Consider the following 20,597-nt stretch of genomic DNA (forward strand, 5'->3'; position numbering starts at 1 on the left):
AATGACCCAGTAATATCTTTACTGGGTCAGCGCTCCTGGGCTGCCCGGACCCGTAACCTGTTAGCAAATTCACGCAGGAATTCGTGCTGAATTCTGCCCGCCTCCTTTAGTTGTTTCTGATTTAATTTTCCCTTTAATTCCTTCAGCGTTTGAGCGCTGATGGCAGCCATTTGTGCGCCGATCTCTCCACGTTGTTTGGGGGTTAAATCAATTTTTTTGTCGCTCAACAAGCTATAGGCTTCCAATACTGCCTTTTTTTCCGCAAAACTCTCCTGCAGGATGGGCAAGACGACTTTTTCCTGTTCAGGGGTGAGCTGCAGACGCAGCGTCACCCAATCTGTTATGTCATCGTATTTCTCCCAAAAATCCGCATTGGCACCTTGTTGCTGGGCTGAGCCCGGCATGCTGCCAAAAGCCAGGGTCAGGGAAATAACCACCACAAGTAGATGCGGCAGGTGGTTAGATCGGATCATAAGTCGCATATTGGCGCTCCATTTATCCCATCACATAAAGACTAGCAGCGGTGGTCAAGAGCGTTTTGGCAGCAAACTCTCTCTTGGGAATAAAGATTACCATTGATATTTCCATGGTGTGTTAGCTGCCTGGTAGCAGCTTTTATTGTCTGCACTCTTCTTCATTTAAAGGGGGTCTATTTCGCTATGCGCCACTGAGGGTGCAGGGTAGAATCCCAGGCCTTAAGGGTGCACACAGGAGCGGTGGGAATGGCAGTAAAGATAGCGGTTACAGGATTTGGCGGACGTATGGGGCGGGCGCTGGCAGAGGCGCTACAGCTTGCGAATAATGCCGAATTAAGCGCCGCAATTGTACGCCCGGGTTCCAGCCTGGTGGGAGCTGATGCCGGCGAAGTCGCAGGGCTCGGGCGTAATGGTATCGCCGTTGTGGATAGCCTGGAAAAGGCTGACTTCGATGTGTTGATTGACTTTACTGCGCCGCAGGCAACTGTGGATAACTCTGCCTATTGTGCTGCCCATGGGCGTCCCATTGTCATTGGCACTACCGGTTTTGATGCGGAGCAGAAAAAACAGGTGCTGGCCAATACGGAGAAGGTGCCTCTATGCCTGGCCAGTAACTTTTCCACCGGTGTAAATCTGTGTTTCAAGTTGTTGGAGACCGCTGCGCGGGTAATGGGGGAGGATGCGGATATAGAAATTGTTGAAGCGCATCACCGCCACAAAGTGGATGCGCCCTCGGGCACTGCGTTGAGTATGGGAGAGGTAGTCGCCGAGACCCTGGGCCGCGACCTGGAAAAAGTGGCGATCTATGGGCGCGAGGGCCAGACTGGCGCCCGTGAGCGCGATACCATCGGCTTCGCCACCGTGCGTGGTGGCGACGTGGTTGGAGAGCACTCTGTGATGTTCCTGGCTGAAGGGGAGCGGGTTGAGATCAGTCACCGCGCAAGCAGCCGACTCTCTTTTGCCCGTGGCGCGGTTCGGGCTGCTTTGTGGTTGGCTGGTGATGGCAGTGTGCGCGCACCTGGACACTATGATATGCGCGATGTGTTGGGGCTGAACTAATCTCACCCTGAACCGATATTTTTGGTGCCTGCAGGGGCGCCGCCAGATGATTTTGTAATTTTCATTTGCCCGCCATTTTTGTGGGCGAAGCTATTAAAGGCCGTTGGGTTTTCACCCTGTCGACCACCCTGTAATCCCTTTTTGAGGAACTGCTATTGGAAAAGAAGCTGATTGTCGGCAGTGAGGAGTGGTGCGGATTTCCTGCACTTGGCATTCCGGCGATTAAGGCGCGAGTGGATTCTGGAGCGAAAACTTCCTGTCTGCACGCTTACAACATCCATACCTTTAAGCGCGACGGTGAACCCTGGGTAAGTTTTGAGGCGCATCCATTGCAGCACCAGCGTCGCCCCTCTGTGCGTTGCGAGGCTCGCCTGCTGGATAAACGCCTGGTGCGGAGCTCCTCAGGTGAAAGCGAGAAGCGCCCGGTCATTCGCACATCCATGTCTGTGGGGGGCAGTGTCTGGGATATCGAGTTGACCCTGACTAATCGCGACAGTATGGGGTATCGCATGTTGCTTGGTCGGGAGGCCATGCTGGGGCGTATGTTGGTGGACCCCTCAGAGAGTTTTTGCCTGGGTGAGATTCCCCAAAGCCAGTTGGATGAATTCTACCGGGATGAACACCATATTGCGGGTACTGGCCTGCGTATCGGTGTACTGGCATCCAATCCGGATCTCTACAGTAACCGACGCATTATGGAAGCCGGTGCCGAGCGGGGGCATCGCATGAGCTTTCTCGATATCCGCCAGTGCTACATGAAGCTCGACCCGAGTGAGCCAGAGGTGCACTATCGGGACGGGCGAATTCTCAATAACCTGGATGCCGTGATTCCGCGTATCCGCCCAAGCCAGACGTTCTATGGTTGCGCCCTGACGCGTCATTTTGAAAGCCTGGATGTGTTTGCCCTGAATGGCTCTGCAGCGATCAGCCAGTCTAGGGATAAGCTATTTTCCCTTCAGCTGTTACAGCAGAGCGGTCTGAGTATTCCTACCTCCGGTTTTGCCAACTCCCCGGTGGATACCAATGAGCTGATTGAAATGGTGGGTGGCGCACCTTTGGTTGTGAAGCTGCTGGAGGGTACCCAGGGGCGCGGTGTGGTGCTGGCAGAAACCCGCAAAGCGGGGGAGTCGGTGATCAACGCGTTCAAGTCCCTGAAGGCGAATTTATTGGTGCAGGAGTTTATCCGCGAAGCGCAAGGTAAGGATCTGCGCTTATTTGTCATTGATGGTCGCGTGGTGGCTTCAATTCAGCGGGAGGCGGCACCTGGGGAGTTTCGTGCCAATATTCATCAGGGTGGGACTGCTTCGGTAGTGAAAGTCACCCAGGAGGAGAAGCGCCTGGCGATTAAGGCTGCCAAAGTATTGGGGCTCAAGGTGGCTGGGGTGGATATTATTCGCTCGAGTAAGGGGCCGTTGTTGCTGGAAGTGAACTCCTCTCCTGGTCTTGAAGGGATTGAGAGTGCCACGCGTAAGGATGTGGCTGGCGCCATGATTATGTCTATTGAGAAGGCGCTCAAATGGCGCCCGGCGGTAACAGGCGATGGCAGTGGAGGCAGTCCGCAGGTGGTGTAGTTGTCGCTGGAGCGGGAATGGCGTCGACACTGGCAGGCCCGGTAGACTAACCTTCAGGGGTGGCCGGGCTTTTTGCAGGCGCGCAACCAGAGCCCCGGTGTAGGTCCCAAACCGTGGGCCTCCGCCGATTAAAACCGTTTTGGGGCGATAATTGTGTGGCCCCGGACGGCGCAACCCCAGGGCTTTAACGATCGTGAAAATTCCCAGCTGTCGCACCCTCTCCTGTCTTTCTCTACTTCTAATCTTACTTGCTGCGCCAGTAGTGCAGGCGGCAGTGAACCTTTCCGATACCCCTTTGGGGAGAAGGGTGATGGTGGATTACATTCTGCACTTCGCTTACAACCTGCAGTGGCCGGTCAACGCTTTTGCCAATCAGCGCGCGCCTTTCAGGGTATGCTTGATGGGAGGCGATTCTTTAGGTGAACCCCTGGCGGAGCGTTTTAAGAACCAGCGTATCGACGGTCGTCGGGTGGAGCTGGAAAAGATTGACCTGAAAGAGATGCTGCAGGCGCGCAAGTGCCAGATCGTAGTACTCGGTGCCATGGAGCGTGCCAGCTTACTCAAGGCCCTGGTGGCTGTAGAGTACTTCCCGGTTCTCACTATCAGTGATGCCCAGCGCTTTGCTGCAACTGGCGGTATGATTGAGTTTGCCGATAGCGGTGGTGAAGTAGCCCTGCGCATGAACAAGACCATGCTGGAAAAGGCTGAGCTGAAAATGGGAAACAGCTTGTTCCGCCTGGGGCAGAAACCAGAGTAAAGAAGAGCGCCCCGCCAGGCTTGGCGTATTTTTGCACTAGCGTCCAGAGGTAATTTCGCGTAGAATCTGCGCCCGAATTTGGGCCGGTGCCGCGAAGCTTGATCGCGCAGCGCGAGCCCACTAAAAAGCCGGTGGCAAGCATCGGCCAATTTGTGAGAGCCGCGCGTGAAAAGATTTTTAAAGCGAGATGAAGCTGCGATGTTTCATCTCGCTTTTTTATGCGCGTGCCAGTCAGGAGCCGCGTGCTCCAAAGCCCACAAACCCCGCCCGGAAGCAGTTCTGAAGATTGGAGTTCAACTTGACTAAAGCTGTCCCTACGTCGGAGGCCTTCATGCCCCACAACTTTATGCAGAGTACAACTCCCGCGCTGCTGGTGCTCGCTGATGGTAGTGTCTTCGAAGGACGCGCAATCGGTGCCCACGGCAGTTCTGTTGGCGAGGTCGTGTTCAACACATCCATGACCGGTTATCAGGAGATCCTCACCGATCCCTCCTACGCCCGCCAGATTGTGACTCTGACCTACCCACACATCGGCAACACTGGCACCAACCAGGAAGACGAAGAGTGCGCTGATATCTGGGCTGCCGGCCTGGTAATCCGCGACCTGCCGCTGCTGGCCAGCAGCTTCCGCAACGAGCAGTCCCTGGAAGACTACCTGCGCGAGCGCAATATCGTTGGTATCGCCGATATCGACACCCGTCGCCTGACCCGCCTGCTGCGCGACAAGGGTGCACAGAGCGGTTGCATCGTTGCCGGTGACAATATCGACCGCGAAGAAGCCCTGGCCAAGGCCGAGGAATTTGCCGGTCTGAAAGGGATGGACCTGGCCAAGGTAGTGAGCACCAAGGAAGCCTACCCCTTCAATGAAGGCACCTGGGAGCTGGGCGAAGGCCACAAGGCCGCGCCGGAACAGCCCTTCAAAGTGGTGGCTTACGACTTCGGTGTGAAGCGCAATATCCTGCGCATGCTGGTGGATCGGGGCTGTGATATCACCGTAGTACCGGCGGAGACCCCGGCTTCCGAAGTCCTGGCGATGAATCCCAACGGTGTATTCCTGTCCAATGGCCCCGGTGACCCCGAGCCCTGTGAATACGCGATTACCGCTATCCGCGAAATCCTCGACGCGGGCATTCCCACCTACGGTATCTGCCTGGGCCACCAGCTGTTGGGCCTGGCGGTGGGCGGTAAAACGGCCAAGATGAAGTTCGGTCACCATGGTGGTAACCACCCGGTACAGGACCTGAACAGCACCAAGGTGATGATCACCGCGCAGAACCACGGTTTCGAAGTGGACGCCGACAGCCTGCCGGACAATGTGGAAGTTACCCACAAGTCCCTGTTCGATGGCACCTTGCAGGGTATTCACCTGAAGGACAAGCCGGCCTTCAGCTTCCAGGGCCACCCGGAAGCGAGCCCGGGCCCTCACGATGTGGCACCGTTGTTCGACCACTTTATCGATTTGATGAAAGAGCGCGCCTAAGGGTGCAGCCCGCCCAGGGTGGGGCAAACAACCGCCGCTTTTGCGGCGGTTATAAGGAGACTCTGAATAACGCCGTAATACCTCTGCGGGTCCTTGAAGGCTGCAGATGTTAGGCGCAGCTCGCCGCGAATGGCCGTAGCCCTTTGCAAGAGCTGCAACGCAGCAGCTGTGGCCTTCAAGGCCCGCCCTTCGGGGCTTGCATAGCGATTCACACTCCGCGTTGCGACTTCTTGAAAGGTCTAGACATTCCTGCGAAGCCGCGCCTTGATTGTGAATCGCTCTGCAAGCCAGAGGCATCACGGAGTTGTTTAGAGTCTCCTTACAAGAAACGAATGAAATTTAGCGCAGCCGGCCTTAGCCGGTAGTAGAACGGAAGAAAGATGCCAAAACGCACAGATATCCAAAGCATTCTGATTATCGGCGCAGGCCCCATCGTGATCGGCCAGGCGTGCGAATTTGACTACTCCGGCGCCCAGGCCTGTAAGGCGCTGCGCGAAGAGGGTTACCGGGTGATCCTGGTGAACTCCAACCCGGCCACCATCATGACCGACCCGGCCATGGCCGATGCCACCTACATCGAGCCGGTGGAATGGCGCACCGTAGCCAAGATTATCGAGCAGGAACGCCCCGACGCCATCCTGCCCACTATGGGCGGCCAGACAGCATTGAACTGCGCACTGGACCTGGACAAGCACGGTGTCCTGAAGGAATTCAATGTCGAGCTGATCGGTGCGGACAAAGACGCTATCGAGAAAGCGGAAGACCGCGACCTGTTCGACAAGGCGATGAAGGCGATCGGCCTGGAAACTCCGCGCGCCAAGATCGTCCACTCCATGGAAGAGGCGAAGAAGGTACCGGAAGAGTTCGGCTTCCCGGTGATTATCCGTCCGTCCTTCACCATGGGGGGCTCCGGTGGCGGTGTGGCCTACAACTGGCCGGAGTTTGAAGAGATCTGTAAGCGCGGTCTCGACCTCTCCCCCACCAATGAACTGCTGATCGACGAATCCCTGCTCGGCTGGAAAGAGTACGAGATGGAAGTGGTTCGCGATAAGAACGACAACTGCATCATCGTATGTTCCATCGAGAACTTCGATCCGATGGGTGTACATACCGGTGATTCCATCACTGTTGCCCCGGCGCAGACGCTGACCGATAAGGAATACCAGCTGATGCGCAACGCCTCCATCGCGGTACTGCGCGAGATCGGTGTTGAGACCGGCGGCTCCAACGTACAGTTCGGCGTCTGCCCGAAGACTGGCCGCGTGGTGGTGATCGAGATGAACCCCCGCGTTTCCCGCTCCTCCGCACTGGCCTCCAAGGCCACCGGCTTCCCGATCGCCAAGGTCGCGGCCAAGCTGGCAGTGGGTTACACCCTGGATGAACTGCAAAACGATATCACCGGCGGTGCTACCCCGGCGTCCTTCGAGCCGTCCATCGACTACGTTGTCACCAAGATTCCGCGTTTCACCTTTGAGAAATTCGGCGAGGCCGATGCGCGCCTGACGACCCAGATGAAATCTGTGGGTGAAGTAATGGCCATTGGCCGCACTTTCCAGGAGTCCATGCAGAAAGCCCTGCGCGGCCTGGAAGTGGGCAGCTTCGGTCTGGAAAGCAAGATTGACCCGGGCAAAGACGGCGCTGAGAGCCGTCTGCGCAGCGAACTTTCCGTACCCGGTGCCGAGCGTATCTGGTATGTGGGCGACGCCTTCCGCATGGGCATGAGCGTCGGCGAAGTTTACGATCTGTCCGGTATCGATCCTTGGTTCCTGGTGCAGATCGAAGAGCTGATCAAAATTGAAGAGCCGCTCAAGTCACTGCCTACCTCAGCGTTGACTGCTGAGCATATGCGTTTCCTCAAGCGTAAGGGTTTCTCCGATCGCCGCCTCGCCGACTTACTGGGGGTGAGCCAAAAGAGTGTGCGCGAATTCCGCCACAAGCTGGGCGTATTCCCGTCTTACAAGCGTGTGGACACCTGTGCAGCTGAGTTCAGTACTTCCACTGCTTATATGTACTCCACCTACGATGAGGAGTGTGAAGCAGAGCCGTCTGACAAGAAGAAAATTATGGTACTCGGCGGTGGCCCCAACCGTATTGGTCAGGGTATCGAGTTCGACTACTGCTGTGTACACGCCGCTCTGGCGATGCGCGAAGACGGTTACGAGACCATCATGGTCAACTGTAACCCGGAGACCGTTTCCACTGACTACGACACTTCCGACCGCCTCTACTTCGAGCCGGTAACCCTGGAAGACGTGCTGGAAATCGTTGCCAAAGAAAAGCCGGAAGGCGTAATCGTACAGTTCGGCGGTCAGACTCCGCTGAACCTGGCGCGCTACCTGGCCAACGAAGGTGTGCCGATTATTGGTACCACTCCAGAGCAGATCGATCGCGCCGAAGACCGCGAGCGTTTCCAGCAGATGATTATGCGTCTCGGCCTCAAACAGCCAAAGAACGCTATCGTGCGCTCCGTCTCCGAAGCCATCCAGGCCGCGAAAGACGTGGGCTACCCGCTGGTTGTGCGCCCGTCTTACGTACTGGGCGGCCGCGCCATGGAGATCGTCTACAAAGAAGACGAGCTGCTCACTTACATGAAAGAAGCGGTACAGGTTTCCGACGAAGCGCCGGTACTGCTGGACCACTTCCTCAACGCCGCCATTGAGGTGGATATCGATGCGGTATCCGATGGCCAGGATGTTGTAATCGGCGCCATCATGCAGCACATCGAACAGTGTGGCGTTCACTCCGGTGACTCCGCCTGCTCCCTGCCACCTTACAGCCTGCCGTCGGATGTGCAGGACCGTATGCGCGAGGAAGTGAAAGCCATGGCTCGCGAACTGGGCGTAGTCGGCCTGATGAACACCCAGCTGGCCTACCAGGACGGTGAGATCTACGTGATCGAGGTGAACCCGCGCGCTTCCCGTACCGTACCTTTCGTCTCCAAGTGCATCGGCACTTCACTGGCGAAAGTGGCCGCGCGCTGTCAGGCGGGTATCAGCCTGAAAGAGCAGGGCTTTACTGAAGAGATCGTTCCGGACTACTACTCCGTTAAAGAGTCTGTATTCCCCTTCAATAAGTTCCCCAAAGTGGACCCGATTCTTGGCCCAGAGATGAAGTCTACCGGCGAAGTGATGGGCGTAGGCGCCACCTTCGCGGAAGCCTTCGACAAGGGCCTGGTTGCCGCTGGCGATCGCCTGCCGGAGTCCGGCCGCGTATTTATCTCTGTGCGTGACTTCGACAAGGCCGATGCAGTGGGCGTTGCCCGCGATCTGGTGGAGCTGGGCTTCGAGGTGATTGCCAGCCGTGGCACCGCCAAGGTCTTGCAAGAAAACGATATTCCCGTTACAACCGTCAACAAGATGAGTGAAGGTCGCCCGCATATCGTCGATATGATTAAAAACGACGAGATTGCACTAGTGGTAAACACCACCGAAGGTCGTCAGGCGATTCGCGACTCTGCGGATATCCGTCGCAGTGCCGAGAACCATCAGGTGTGTTACACCACCACCCTGGCGGCCGCTCAGGCCATGGCGATGGCCATGCGCCAGGAGCAGCCGTTGCAGGTTCGTCGCCTGCAGGATTTGCACCAGCGTGTGGTAAAGCTGTCCTAAGCATCTACAACAATTCGTAAGTTCCGACCGGGCCTTGTGGTAACACACGGCCCGGTTTCGTAGTAACTATAATGGAGGTCCCACATTGAACCGGGTACCAATGACCGTTGAAGGCGCAGATGCGCTGCGTTCAGAATTGGATAATCTGAAAAAAGTCGAACGCCCCGCTGTTGTACAGGCTATTGCCGAGGCGCGAGAACACGGTGATTTGAAGGAAAATGCCGAGTACCACGCGGCGAGGGAGAAGCAGGGCTTTGTTGAAGGGCGTATCCAGGAAATTGAAGCCAAGCTGTCCCATGCACAAGTGATCGATGTAAAGTCGATTGAGCCCAGCGACAAGGTAATTTTCGGTACTACAGTAACGATTATTCACCTGGATAATGATCAGGAAGTAACCTACAAGATTGTTGGTGACGATGAGGCTGATGTGAAGAAACACAAAATCTCAGTAAATTCACCGATTGCCCGTGCCCTGATTGGCAAGGAGGTGGGAGACGTGGTTGTGGTGCATACTCCCTCTGGCGCAGTGGAGTATGAGATTGATACGGTAGAGCACCTGTAATAAGGTCCCTCACCACAAAAAAGGGCGGCCATAGGCCGCCCTTTTTCTTTCTGATAGTTTCCTATTGGAAAACAACGCTCTTGTTTGCATGGCCTACCTGAAGAACCAGTGCAGTTTCACAGTGGCCAAGCTGGCCGACCAAGCTTTCATTGTATCCGCCGACCTGGACTGCTAACGCCTTATGCTTACTACCGATCTGGCCTAGATAGACGTCGTTGCCATATCCAATCTGCTTGGCATTGGCGTAGTTATAGTAACCGGCCTGGGAGATATCCGCCTCGTTGTAGAAGCCTTTCTGATCAATGGAGGCATCGTTATGCTCCCCATAAGCTTGGCGAATATCGGCATCATTTTTATATCCGTACTGCTCTATATTTGCATAGCTTTTATCAGCGTATTGATCGACATCCGCGTCATTCCTCCAGCCTTTTTGACGAGTTTTGGCATCATTATGGTCGCCATGTTGATCAATTTCGGCATCATTTTTATAGCCACGCTGCTTGATGCTTGCGTAGTTATAATCACCCGGCTGGTTGATATGTGCGTCGTTCATCCAGCCTTTTTGCTTAACATGAGCATCGTTGTGATTACCGCTCTGGTGTACGTCGGCATCGTTCATGCCACCATGACCCTGATAGATATGGACGTAGTTCCCTTCGCCGGTTTGTATAACATCGGTGTCAGCATGGTCGCCTTTTTGTTTGATAATTACCTCGCCATTGTAGCTACCCAACTGGGTTATGGATGCCTTGCCATAGTCGCCACTCTGCTTAATTTTGGCAACATTGTACCCACCAAAAGTTTGAAGCGTTTTAGCGTCATTACCGTTACCTTCCTGGTAATGGTAAGACTTACTATGGTGCTCGTTAACCTGCAGGGTTACTGAAGTATTGTGGTCCCCTACCTGCTTGGAAGTGGCATGGTTATCGTGCCCAAAAATTTGGGTTATGTTGGAGAAGTTACCGTCACCATATTGGTATTGTATGGCTTCGCTGTCATGCTCTTCGCCTTGTGAAGCGACAGCGGCATTGTGATCACCATATTGTACTTGTTTTACGTAATTGTCATGGCTTCCAGCGCCAACCTGAAAAGAATTTACCGTGTTACCGTTTCCATATTGCAGTTGCTCGGTAACATTATCTGCCGCAAAAGCGGTACCGCTGATAGCGAGAGTAATTGCGGCAGCGATAGGGGTCAAAGATTTCATGAGTGTCTCCATTACTACATAAAAATGAGCATCACGATTGGGGTCAGCGTTCAAGTGCTGATAGGGATGGCACGTCATCCTGTGCCGAGGTTTTTACAGCGAAAGCACTAGCCCGGCAGAGTCAGCGCAACTGTAAATCGGGAATACGGCCAGCAATAGGAGGTGGCCGCATGAAATAGCGTATCGATGGAAAATCGAGTTGAGGGGAAAACATATACATGATAATTGGCATCCTTGATACTGCTTAGGAGTCCAAATGTTCGTTCCGTCCTCTTCAGTCTTGTAGCTGTAGTGAGATGCGGCTATAGGAGAGAAGTTCTAATTCTCTAGGAATAAAGTTTTATTTGTAGAAATAGAGAGAGGAAAAATAGTGATTTTGGCGACGCTGCCAGGTGATTCAATATGGCTATCTAAAATCTGCGCAGATAAGGGTGGGCGGAATGGAGTCAAAGTGCGACAGACAGCTATCGAAAAATTAAAGTTTACTGAGTGAATGGCAAGGATGATTTAGTTTTCGGATAAAAAATTTTTACTATGTGACCTGCTTGTGATTACTTGTATCCAATTTCGATGACGTTTGCAGTTATTCTACGGTTTAGTAGGTCTGGGATAATGGAAATTAAGTGTGGCTATATGGGGGTAGCTCCCCAAAAAAATAGCTGGGAGTTAAATGGTAAGGGAAATTAAATTATTGACCGGAAATTAACTCCAAAAAATAAGAATGGCTGAGGAGCTAATTAATCTCCTCAGCATGAAATATCTGGATTACTGATGCACTATGGCGGTATTACCTGTGCCCACCTGGGTAATATTTGCTGACTCAGAAAACCCAGACTGGATCACCGTTGCGTTATTCAATCCACCGGACTGGTTCACTATCACCATATGTCCGCCACCAAGTCCGCCACCACCTGACTGCATAATAGTGGCATGGTTCATAAATCCATCCTGATTAACATAAGCGCTGTTGTACCAGGAAACCTGGACAATCGTAGTCAGGTTGCTTTCACCATTTTGAACTATATCAGCTTCGTTATACATATCAGCCTGTTCAATTTCAGCAGTGTGGGACATACCCGCCTGATGAATATTGGCGTAGTGACCACTGCCTTCCTGGCTGATTAAGGCTTCGTGATAGGAACCTTCCTGCAGTATATAAGCCTCGGAGTTAAAGCTTGCATATTGGCCAATCAGAGCGCCATGAATATCGCCAATTTGCTCAATAACTGAAACATTATCACTACCAAGGTGCTGGTGGATTTCCGCCTCATTGCCCATTCCATTCTGGCGAATCATAGCCTCATTATTTTGTGCCGAAATCTGGTAAGTACTGGCTCGATTGTCCATTCCTGATTGATAGATCAGTACATTGTTTCCGATGCCACCCATCTGCAGGCTGTACATGTCATTCAGGGTACCTTCCTGAATTTGGTAAATGGTGCTGTCAGCCTCATTGGTCTGTATGGCTTCAGCGCTATGATGGTTGCCACTTTGATTAACTTCAATGTGGTTGTCGATAGCGCCTATGTCCGTCTGGTCGGCCGTGGCGGAATTGTTATTACCACTCTGTTCAATTGTTGAGGTGTTATCTGAAGCGCTTACAATACCACTGGCTGACAACAAAATTGCCAGGGGCAGAACGGTAACCTTCCTCACTGTGTACTCCTGCGTATTACCGTGTACTCGAGTCCATTCATATCCATTTACACGAAGATGGCCTCTTCCAAGTGAAGCCATCGCCGGGGCCTACAAAATTTCCTTACAGGAAACTTTAGCTGAAGTGAGCGTAAAAAAAATGCCTTGGCAGGTATGTCTTTTCAATTGATGTGTATTTTTAAATCTATTTTTCTTGGCACCTAATTAAATGCAAATTATCGTATTGTCGTTTAGTTTGCTTGGGTGATGTATTGGATTTTAAAAGTGCCAGCTGATGCTTTTTTCTTATACTTAAACCAGTTGATGGTACTTGTTGGTATGGTATTTACCTTTGGTTGTGCATTTACATATCCAGAGATGCTGGATTTCAATATTACTTGGAAGATGCAGCTATGAAACCGTAATACATAAAAGAATCTAATTTTGTGGTGTGGAGAGGTAGTAAAGATTCAAGTGTCTAGTGTTTCCAGAGATCGGAATTGAAGTGCTGGGAAAGCTAACCTGTTGTCAGGTTGGCTTTCCCAAGTTTGAACTACTGAACAACAACAGCCATATTGCCATCCCCAATTTGGTTTTCTATGGAAACATTACCATCACTTAGCTGGGTAACAGAGATCATATTTGCATTGCCGACCTGAGTTGCAATAGAGCTATTGAAGCTACCAATCTGCAATACATTTGTGACATTTCCTGTTCCTACACCTTGCAAAATGAAGGAGTCGTTTGAGCTGCCAGGCTGAGTGACTGTTGCAAAGTTAAAGCTACTAAATTGCTCGGTTAGTGCCCAGTTATCGTCACCAGTTTGACTGTGTATAGCAACTTGGTTATCACCAACTTGCCAAAGCTCACTGTAGTTGTCACCTCCCTGTTGAGTGATATTAAACTGGTTGAAGGTGCCAACCTGGGTTGATAGTGATGTAGCGTTAGTTGCCAATACCTGGTTGTGTACTACACCATTGGATGTGCCAGATTGGATTGCATTAATAGAGCTTAAGCTACTGTTACTCTGTAATAGAGTGCCACTGTTGGTGCCATTTTGTGTGAGAGTGGCAGTATTCGCAAAGCCACCAGTTTGTGTGATATTGGCAACGTTAATTGTGCCAATCTGGGTAGCAGTGGCCACGTTACCGGTGCCCGATGTTTGAGCAACTGTGGCAATATTGGTTACTCCAAACTGGGCGACAGTAGCCGCATCTCCGGTACCCATTACCTGGAAAACATTGGCTTGGTTTGTGGTGCCACCTTGCACAACAGTAGCCACGTCAGCCAGGTTCATGATTTGGAATACAAAAGCATTATTATTAAAGCCACTCTGTGTTGCTGCGCCAACAGTTAGTGCGTTAGAAACTTGATCAATTTGGGCTGTCTGCATATCTCCAGACTGGATAATAACCGCTGCACCGCCAGTATTGAAATCCTGATCGGTTACCGCATTGTGATTATTCAGAATCTGGGTAATGGTGGCCGTGGTGCCCAGTGTATTACCTTCCTGGTAAGATTCGGCGTTATTATTATCCCCGGTTTGGGTTTGTGTAATCACCCCTAAGCCATTGCCGTTTGTTTGCTCTGCATAAACTGTATTGTTATTTCCCACTTGGGTCTGGAAAATAAAGTTATTGTTAACGGTTGGATCACTTTGATCGGCAGTAGCTGAGTTTCCTGCCCCATTCTGGAAAAGTACGGCAGTGTTGTTTGCAGCGACGGCTCCGGTACTGGCGATTGCAAGAAAAATACTTGCCGCTAAGGGTGTGTACTTGTTCATCGGTACTCCTAGAGAGATATCTTGATCAGCTTGAGAAGCTTTTTAATGCGGAAAAATTGATAAAACAACATCATTCGGTACTGTAAAGTGCTTTTCCCACTGTAAAAATTGCTGGGTATTTCCAAGTGGCAGTTTTACAATCAATATTTGAAGACAGAACTTCAATTTTTTGACATTCAGGAAATCAACCTTGCGATACCTCATGAACAGCATCTTGATGCTGAGTAGAGTTTTGATGAGGAGCGGTTCTACGGCTATAGGACAGAAGTCTTGAAAACCTGGGAATAAAGTGGGCTTTTTTATAAGTTAACGATACTTATGCCATACAGTAAATAAATCTGTGACACCATGGGATTAGACATTAAGGTTTTCACCCTCCTCTACTATTTCCAGGAGCTTTTAGCTTCGCAAATTTCGTTGAGAAAAAAGTAATCGTACCTCGAGGTTATAAAAGCAAAGAGAAATCAGGGTTTAAAAAAAGGCGGTCATTTAATGACCGCCACAAGCTTCTCTCTCTCTAAGGAACTACTGTGTAATTACACCGACATTACCAATGCCAACCTGGGTGGCGAATGCAGTTTCGTTAAATCCGATCTGAGTGGTGAAGTGGCTATTGAGCAGTCCCACTTGAGTTGTTACTGCATCATGGCCCAAACCTATCTGAGTTTTGGTGGCAATATTCAAGAGGCCCACTTGGTTTGACTGTGCGTCATTGAATGCGCCCAATTGAGTATGTAGAGCAAAATTCAGGGCACCAGCTTGCAGGATGCCAGAATCATTGAAGAAACCGGTTTGGATAGCTGTAGCGCTGTTTAATGCGCCGAGCTGGTTTGAGGTAGTGGTGTTAAAGGCACCAACCTGGGAATGGAATGCGCTGTTCAGGACACCGGTTTGAGTAACTGCAGCAGTATTGAAGGCACCCAGTGGTTGTACTACCAGAGCCAGGTTGAGCAGACCGTTTTGAGTTACGGTGGCAACATCAAAGAAGCTGATAGTTTGCAAAGTGCTGGCAAAGTTTACAAATCCATTTTGGTTGATATTTGCCACACTGCCGATGGAAGGGGCCGTCTGTGTGGTTGTACCAACGTTTGCAGCACCTACTTGGGTAATATTTGCAGTAGTTAGTGTGGAACCAATTTGGAAGGAGGTGGCCGCATTAAAGGCACCAGCCTGGGTATGATTGATGGTGCTCAAACTATTTCCCGCAGATTGTAATGCAGTGGATAGATTAAGCAGGCCAACCTGGGTCTGGGTAATGGTATTGTTATCTACCCCTGGGCCAACCTGAGTTGCAGTGGCCAGGTTTCCAACTCCAAACTGGCTTTGAACAGCTGTGTTGTTCGCTGCGAAAGCACCGGCAGTTGCGGTGAGGGCAATTGCTGCGGCGATTGGGGCTAACTTCTTCATGGTAAAACCTCTAACTTCCTAGTACGAGTGATTTGACATCCATTTTCAAAAGGTTTGGTCGGTATTCCTACTGCACTATTATGCCGACGTTACCAGTACCGACCTGAGTGGCAACAGCGGTTTCGTTAAGTCCAAATTGAGTGATGGTATGCAAGTTGGCGGTGCCAACCTGATTGACAATTGCATCGTGCCCAAACCCGGCTTGGGTGATGGTGGAAATGTTGATAGTGCCTAGCTGATTGGTGAATGCATCGTTAAAAAAGCCAGTTTGGGCATGAAGGGATACGTTGCCGAAACCAGTCTGTAGTGTGAAAGAATCACTGCCCAAGCCAGCCTGGAAAACGGTAGCAACATTGAGGGTGCCCACTTGTGTGGATGTTGATGTGTGGAGTGCACCTGTTTGAATGTGTGTGGCGATGTTAACATCACCCACTTGATTGGCAATGGCAGTATTTAAGCTGCTGAGTGTTTGGGTAACAGTCGCAACATTAAAGTCGCCAGCTTGATTAATTGAAGCAAGATCCAGTGAACTGGCAGTTTGAGTAACCACGCCAGTGTTAAAATCACCGACCTGGTTAATAAGTGCTGTAGATGCAAATGACGAGGCGGCTTGTGTGGTTATACCACTGTTACCGCTACCAACCTGGGTAATAGAAGCGGTGTTCAGGAGTCCGCCAGATTGAGTGGATGTAGCAGTGTTCAGGGCGCCAGTTTGGAGATGGTTGATAGTATTGAGGTCACTGCCAAGAGTTTGTAGAGCAGTTGATGTATTGACAGTGCCAGCTTGAGTCTGAATTACCAGGTTATTGTCAACACCTGGGCCGACTTGAGTGGAAGTCGCGATATTGCCAACGCCTCCCTGATTCTGGATTGTGGTGTTACTTGCTGCAAGTGCGCCACTGCTTATGGCAATGGCGACCACTGCTGCGATAGGGGTTAACGTCTTCATGAGATACTCCTTTTCTTCCGACGCTATATAAACCAGCGAAATTTACGCTGAATTACTTCCGTACCTTTTCAGGTAAGGGTAATTACGGCAATACGGTTTTATCCCGCAGGGGAATTTAAAACACTATTGATCCGTGACTGAATACTGCTACCAGCGACTGATCGTTCCCTGTCGCTAGATAAATTTCATTAAGATGGCGGTACTGCTCTAATGCCAGGTTGAAAATTCAAGTGACTCCCAGGTACAACATTCGGGACCTTGGTAAAGAAGGGCCGGTTTGGCCCAGAGAAGATGATCTCTATATAACAACCTAATGCCTGCATGACGTAATGTCCGAGAGGTGTAAACAACAAGTGATCGGATATGTTTAGAGTTTTGCCCTAATCCTGCGAGACGGCTATAGGAGGTAACTCTCTAAAAACTAGGAAAATAGTTCGAATCGTTAGATGGTAAATTTATGGAACTTTCTATTTCGGCAAAATATGCGACTGGCCAGATATACAGGGTTTGTTGAGTTGAATGTACTATATCGATAGCAGAGTTGAAATCAGTGCAGGATTAATCATTATTAACTTAGGTGAAATGCGCCGAAAGCAATTTTTAATGAGAGACAGACCTTGGTGGTGATAGAAAACCAATAAAAAATAGTGCCAGTAGAGAATTGATCAAATACCAGTTTTAATCGTATTGGCTGATATAGGTGGTCGTCGCAGTGCCTGTTACTGTGACAGACGTGTGTAATCCATGGCCACTTTGGTAGATATTGACCTTATGCAAGATGCCAATTTCTTGTACATGGGCACTGTTTTGCGTACCGAATTGGGAAATCCCGGCAGAATTTCCCATGCCGTACTGCTCGATATCAATTAGGTTCTCGTAGCCTACTTGGATCAGGCCACTTAAGTTTTGATCTCCTATCTGTCTTGATAGAATAACATTGTCTTCGCCAGCCTGGGTGACAGAGAGATTATTTCGATTGCCATCCTGATGAGCAGATGTGTAGTTGGTTCGCCCTGACTGTCGTACGTTGATATGGTTTACACCGCCTTCCTGGTTAATGACGGTGAGATTGGAAACAGAAATAAGGTTGGCGGCGCTCAGTTCACTGGAGATCGCCAGCTCATTGCTGGAATCCAGGTCTGTGGCGCTGCAAACCCCTGAAAAGAGAAAGAGGGCAGCGGTAAGGCTCAGGGGGAGGTGGTGCTTGTTAATACTTGGCATGGTTGCTTCAGCCTTTTAAGCTCGTCCTGTCTCAAGTGGATTCATCACATAATCACCGTGCTGTCATTCAGGTAATATTGCAGTACGGGGTTGTTGATATCATCGGGGTTCGCCAGTGCCCATGAATTGTGAATAATTCCCTCACTGATCAGATGAATTACCGCAGATTCCATTGCTGAAAGCATAGCAAGTTGCGCGGGTTCGTTGTATGTCACTCCGGCTTCCATTTCCAGTAGGCGCCGGAATCTTACAAAGCGAAATACATCGGCACTGATTGCTTTTGAGTAAACGGTTTTCGAGGTCAATACCGAATGCAATATTCGGCCTGAGCGGATATCGATAGCACGCAGATTCACGGAGACCTGATCAATACGGTATTGCTCATCAGCTCCGATACCAAAGTAGCGGGCTCCTGCGCCACCAGTTTGAATATTCTGGTCGTAGGCGACAATTCCCCCTTCCAATAAGACATTGGCGGCAATTAAGGTAGGTAGAGGGACACTGTTGTTTGCAGGGGCATCCGGCTTGCTGAGACCAGCGCGAATAATTTTTCTTTCAGTGAGTAGGTTTTGCAATCCCTCGCGTTCAAGCGCAATAAACCATCCTGATTCATTCAGCACATCCATCAACATGGCGGCACCGCCCTGGGTGACAGCGGTAGAGAAGCTGCTGTTTGGGGCAGGCTTGTATTGTCCCGTTTGGTCCCGAAAACTGTATACCGCTGCCAGAATTTTACCCTTTGGTTCTGGCAGGTTAAGTAAATCCCTGTAGGTGTTCATACGCGGTGTGAGCATGGCCTCAGTACGACCTGGGCCAAAAATGGCATCACCAAGACTTTTAAATGCGGAGCAGCCGCTTAGTGTTAATATGAACGCCAGGGCGGGCAAAACTATGGCTTTTTTTATTGCATTACGCATTGCCAGTTTTCCTTCGGAGTTGGGTACTATGCTAATTAGTCGGGTTGAGCCCGCTTACAACGATTTCGCTTTTATCTCCAGTACTCCGGTCAGTGATCAACACGGTCAGTACACCGTCGTTGTCAACGATCTGCACGATAAAGTCATCAGTTATTAGTTCACCGCTATTGCCATCGCCCACATCAGTAAGCAACTGGTTTAAAAGCCGTGTTTCGAGGGAGTCAGTAAAACGATCCAGAGCGCTGGGCTGCTCATACAGACTGTCTGGCTTGTCGGGGTCATCATGGCTGTCCTGTGCTTGCGCATTTTGTAGCAGGTAGGTGCCATTTAATGGGTTGCCACCAAAGTTGGGGTTTACTGGTTCGTAAATTAATTCTGTGGCATAGCCACTGCTGGACAGGAACATAATCACAGGCAGGGCAGCAGGAACTATCAAATATCTGATTTGCATTAGAATTCATCCTTTCCCAAATCAAAATTATCTGTGAACGCACTGCTTACGCGATCTTGTAGTACCGCTTGGTGAATATACTGTGCTGCCTCATCGGCCAGCCGGTGTATATTGTTGGTGCTTGGGGTGATAAAGCGCCGAAAAACTATTTTGTCGTTATAGGTTACCCAAATCAGGTTGCCCCACCGTGCGGAGGGGCGCTCGTAAACTGTTAAGTTGTAAGTTGAATCTGGATAGTTCAGATTTCTGTATTCACTCAGATAACGCGCAAAATCATGCCCGGTTCGCGTTATTGTTCGATCAATATTAAACCCGCTGATTTCATCCTCTAGTTTGCCTGAGTCGGTGTCTGCAGGAGGGACGGTTGTGTCATCCTGAGCATAGGCAATTGACATACAGAGAAAAAATATCAGCAGGCTTAGCCTCATATTTTCTCTTCCTGGAGATTGAGTTTTGCCCAATTACTGGCTTGCAGGCGATTCTTTACGCCGATTTTTCGGAATATGTTATACATGTGGTTTTTTACAGTGTGTTCACTCAAGTGAAGTTTGGTGGCAATCACACTGTTGGGTTCACCCGTAGTCAGTTGTCCTAGAATTTCCTGTTCTCTGCGTGTTAGAGGAAGAGGATTTGGGGTACTGCCATGCTGCCTGCTTTCACAGCTGTGAATAGCAGTACTTAATCTCTGAATTAAATTTTCCTGGCTGGTATTACTGTCACAGAGGAGGTAGAAACCACTTTGGCGCAGTTTTTCCAAGATATGTAAAGGTAAGTCCACTGGAAAGTTAATAAGGATAGCTTTTGGATGACTGATCTTTTTCAGGTCGGAAAGAAATTCTTTGGATGTGGCGGCAATACCTATTTGCCAACAGTCAACAATTATTGCCTCATAGTGCTGCAGGCAATGGCGCTGTTTTCCTATGCTCGCCTTTTCCCATGGGAGCGGAATAGACTGAGAAAAAAGTGAAAATAAAAGATCGCCCTGAAGGCCGGAATTGCTGAAAAAAAGAACCGGCATATACCTCGTACCTCTCCTTGATACAGATAGATCTTTCCCAAATTTGAGTTTGAGATCCTCTATCAACTCCTGTTACATAAGTTTCCTGATTGGCTTTTGATGCCTCTTTTGAAGGCATCCCTGCTTACGCATATTCCCTTTTTGTACTTAGGGAAAATGACTCACCCAGTGAGAATTTAGTTTGGAGTGTAGACGTGGGGTGGGACGGCTTGGAAAAATAGATGCCTTATTTTCAGTTATAAAAAAACCACATTAAGAAAATGTCGCAGTTATTTTTTATTGGTGGAACTATCTGTGAAAATTGTTCTCATGTATCCCTGAGTGTCATTTTCCCAAAAACACTTCTCCCTGGTCGTGATTTTTTGCTGTGTCATTTGCGTCTTTAGCTTCTCAGTCCTACCTCTTTTTATTCTGAATGCTTCGCTTTATTGGTGCTTAATATTTGGAGAATTTCCTGAGTCATTTTTTATCTGGGAATACTGCCTGGTTAGTGAAT

18 protein-coding genes and 1 pseudogene are annotated in these 20,597 nt (G+C 50.2%); 7 read left to right on the top strand and 12 right to left on the bottom strand.

Features of this window, described 5'->3' with window-relative positions; translation table 11 throughout:
* Positions 1 to 26: 26 nt before the first annotated feature.
* Positions 27 to 482 (bottom strand): hypothetical protein, encoded by a 456-nt coding sequence (locus ABWV76_RS07900; RefSeq protein WP_020414632.1) that lies wholly within the window; start codon positions 480 to 482, stop codon positions 27 to 29.
* Between the two features lie 240 nt (positions 483 to 722).
* On the opposite strand from ABWV76_RS07900, the gene dapB reads away from it, so the two are divergent.
* The 5 genes and pseudogenes from dapB (at position 723) to carA (ending at position 5,343) form a co-directional block, all read left to right on the top strand.
* Positions 723 to 1,535, top strand: a complete 813-nt coding sequence (dapB, locus tag ABWV76_RS07905; protein ID WP_353375704.1) for a 4-hydroxy-tetrahydrodipicolinate reductase — start codon at positions 723 to 725, stop codon at positions 1,533 to 1,535.
* A 155-nt stretch (positions 1,536 to 1,690) separates the two neighbouring features.
* A pseudogene (locus tag ABWV76_RS07910) lies at positions 1,691 to 2,092 on the top strand (ATP-dependent zinc protease family protein); the annotation flags it as partial.
* Between the two features lie 84 nt (positions 2,093 to 2,176).
* A complete protein-coding gene (rimK, locus tag ABWV76_RS07915; RefSeq protein ID WP_245556720.1) occupies positions 2,177 to 3,106 on the top strand; it encodes a 30S ribosomal protein S6--L-glutamate ligase in 930 nt (309 codons plus the stop codon).
* A gap of 193 nt (positions 3,107 to 3,299) precedes the next feature.
* On the top strand, positions 3,300 to 3,863 hold the full coding sequence (locus tag ABWV76_RS07920; RefSeq protein WP_245556715.1) for a YfiR family protein: 564 nt from the start codon (positions 3,300 to 3,302) through the stop codon (positions 3,861 to 3,863).
* A 331-nt stretch (positions 3,864 to 4,194) separates the two neighbouring features.
* Positions 4,195 to 5,343 (top strand): glutamine-hydrolyzing carbamoyl-phosphate synthase small subunit, encoded by a 1,149-nt coding sequence (gene carA, locus ABWV76_RS07925; protein ID WP_353375705.1) that lies wholly within the window; start codon positions 4,195 to 4,197, stop codon positions 5,341 to 5,343.
* On the opposite strand, the gene ABWV76_RS07930 is transcribed toward carA, so the two are convergent.
* On the bottom strand, positions 5,340 to 5,555 hold the full coding sequence (locus ABWV76_RS07930; RefSeq protein WP_020414637.1) for a hypothetical protein: 216 nt from the start codon (positions 5,553 to 5,555) through the stop codon (positions 5,340 to 5,342). The genes carA and ABWV76_RS07930 overlap by 4 nt on opposite strands.
* 168 nt (positions 5,556 to 5,723) lie before the next feature.
* On the opposite strand from ABWV76_RS07930, the gene carB reads away from it, so the two are divergent.
* The gene (gene carB / locus ABWV76_RS07935; protein WP_020414638.1) at positions 5,724 to 8,951 is read left to right on the top strand and encodes a carbamoyl-phosphate synthase large subunit; all 3,228 of its coding nucleotides are present in this window, start codon (positions 5,724 to 5,726) and stop codon (positions 8,949 to 8,951) included.
* An 85-nt stretch (positions 8,952 to 9,036) separates the two neighbouring features.
* On the top strand, positions 9,037 to 9,513 hold the full coding sequence (gene greA, locus ABWV76_RS07940; RefSeq protein WP_026305241.1) for a transcription elongation factor GreA: 477 nt from the start codon (positions 9,037 to 9,039) through the stop codon (positions 9,511 to 9,513).
* Positions 9,514 to 9,574: 61 nt separating this feature from the next.
* Here the strand turns inward: greA and ABWV76_RS07945 are convergent, their stop codons facing one another.
* From ABWV76_RS07945 to ABWV76_RS07990, 10 genes are all read right to left on the bottom strand, one after another.
* Positions 9,575 to 10,720 carry a hypothetical protein gene (locus tag ABWV76_RS07945; protein ID WP_353375706.1) on the bottom strand — a complete coding sequence of 382 codons (1,146 nt, stop codon included), beginning with the start codon at positions 10,718 to 10,720 and terminating at the stop codon, positions 9,575 to 9,577.
* 765 nt (positions 10,721 to 11,485) lie between these two features.
* Positions 11,486 to 12,376 (bottom strand): hypothetical protein, encoded by an 891-nt coding sequence (locus ABWV76_RS07950; RefSeq protein WP_020414641.1) that lies wholly within the window; start codon positions 12,374 to 12,376, stop codon positions 11,486 to 11,488.
* Positions 12,377 to 12,908: 532 nt separating this feature from the next.
* Complete coding sequence (locus ABWV76_RS07955; RefSeq protein ID WP_353375707.1) at positions 12,909 to 14,138, bottom strand: hypothetical protein; 1,230 nt, start codon at positions 14,136 to 14,138, stop codon at positions 12,909 to 12,911.
* A gap of 525 nt (positions 14,139 to 14,663) precedes the next feature.
* The gene (locus ABWV76_RS07960; protein ID WP_026305242.1) at positions 14,664 to 15,545 is read right to left on the bottom strand and encodes a hypothetical protein; all 882 of its coding nucleotides are present in this window, start codon (positions 15,543 to 15,545) and stop codon (positions 14,664 to 14,666) included.
* Positions 15,546 to 15,612: 67 nt separating this feature from the next.
* Positions 15,613 to 16,494: a hypothetical protein gene (locus ABWV76_RS07965; RefSeq protein ID WP_026305243.1), complete on the bottom strand. Its 882-nt coding sequence runs from the start codon at positions 16,492 to 16,494 to the stop codon at positions 15,613 to 15,615.
* A 678-nt stretch (positions 16,495 to 17,172) separates the two neighbouring features.
* Complete coding sequence (locus ABWV76_RS07970) at positions 17,173 to 17,715, bottom strand: hypothetical protein (protein WP_020414644.1); 543 nt, start codon at positions 17,713 to 17,715, stop codon at positions 17,173 to 17,175.
* 44 nt (positions 17,716 to 17,759) lie between these two features.
* A complete protein-coding gene (locus tag ABWV76_RS07975) occupies positions 17,760 to 18,632 on the bottom strand; it encodes a CsgG/HfaB family protein (RefSeq protein WP_020414645.1) in 873 nt (290 codons plus the stop codon).
* Positions 18,633 to 18,663: 31 nt separating this feature from the next.
* Positions 18,664 to 19,083 carry a curli assembly protein CsgF gene (locus tag ABWV76_RS07980; protein WP_020414646.1) on the bottom strand — a complete coding sequence of 140 codons (420 nt, stop codon included), beginning with the start codon at positions 19,081 to 19,083 and terminating at the stop codon, positions 18,664 to 18,666.
* On the bottom strand, positions 19,083 to 19,511 hold the full coding sequence (locus tag ABWV76_RS07985; RefSeq protein WP_020414647.1) for a CsgE family curli-type amyloid fiber assembly protein: 429 nt from the start codon (positions 19,509 to 19,511) through the stop codon (positions 19,083 to 19,085). The genes ABWV76_RS07980 and ABWV76_RS07985 overlap by 1 nt, the downstream gene beginning before the upstream one ends.
* A complete protein-coding gene (locus ABWV76_RS07990) occupies positions 19,508 to 20,167 on the bottom strand; it encodes a helix-turn-helix transcriptional regulator (protein ID WP_245556716.1) in 660 nt (219 codons plus the stop codon). Before ABWV76_RS07990 ends, ABWV76_RS07985 begins: the two co-directional genes overlap by 4 nt.
* Between the last annotated feature and the right edge of the window lie 430 nt (positions 20,168 to 20,597).

Origin of the sequence: Microbulbifer sp. NBRC 101763 (genome assembly GCF_040371615.1) — a bacterium.
GTDB lineage: Bacteria > Pseudomonadota > Gammaproteobacteria > Pseudomonadales > Cellvibrionaceae > Microbulbifer > Microbulbifer variabilis.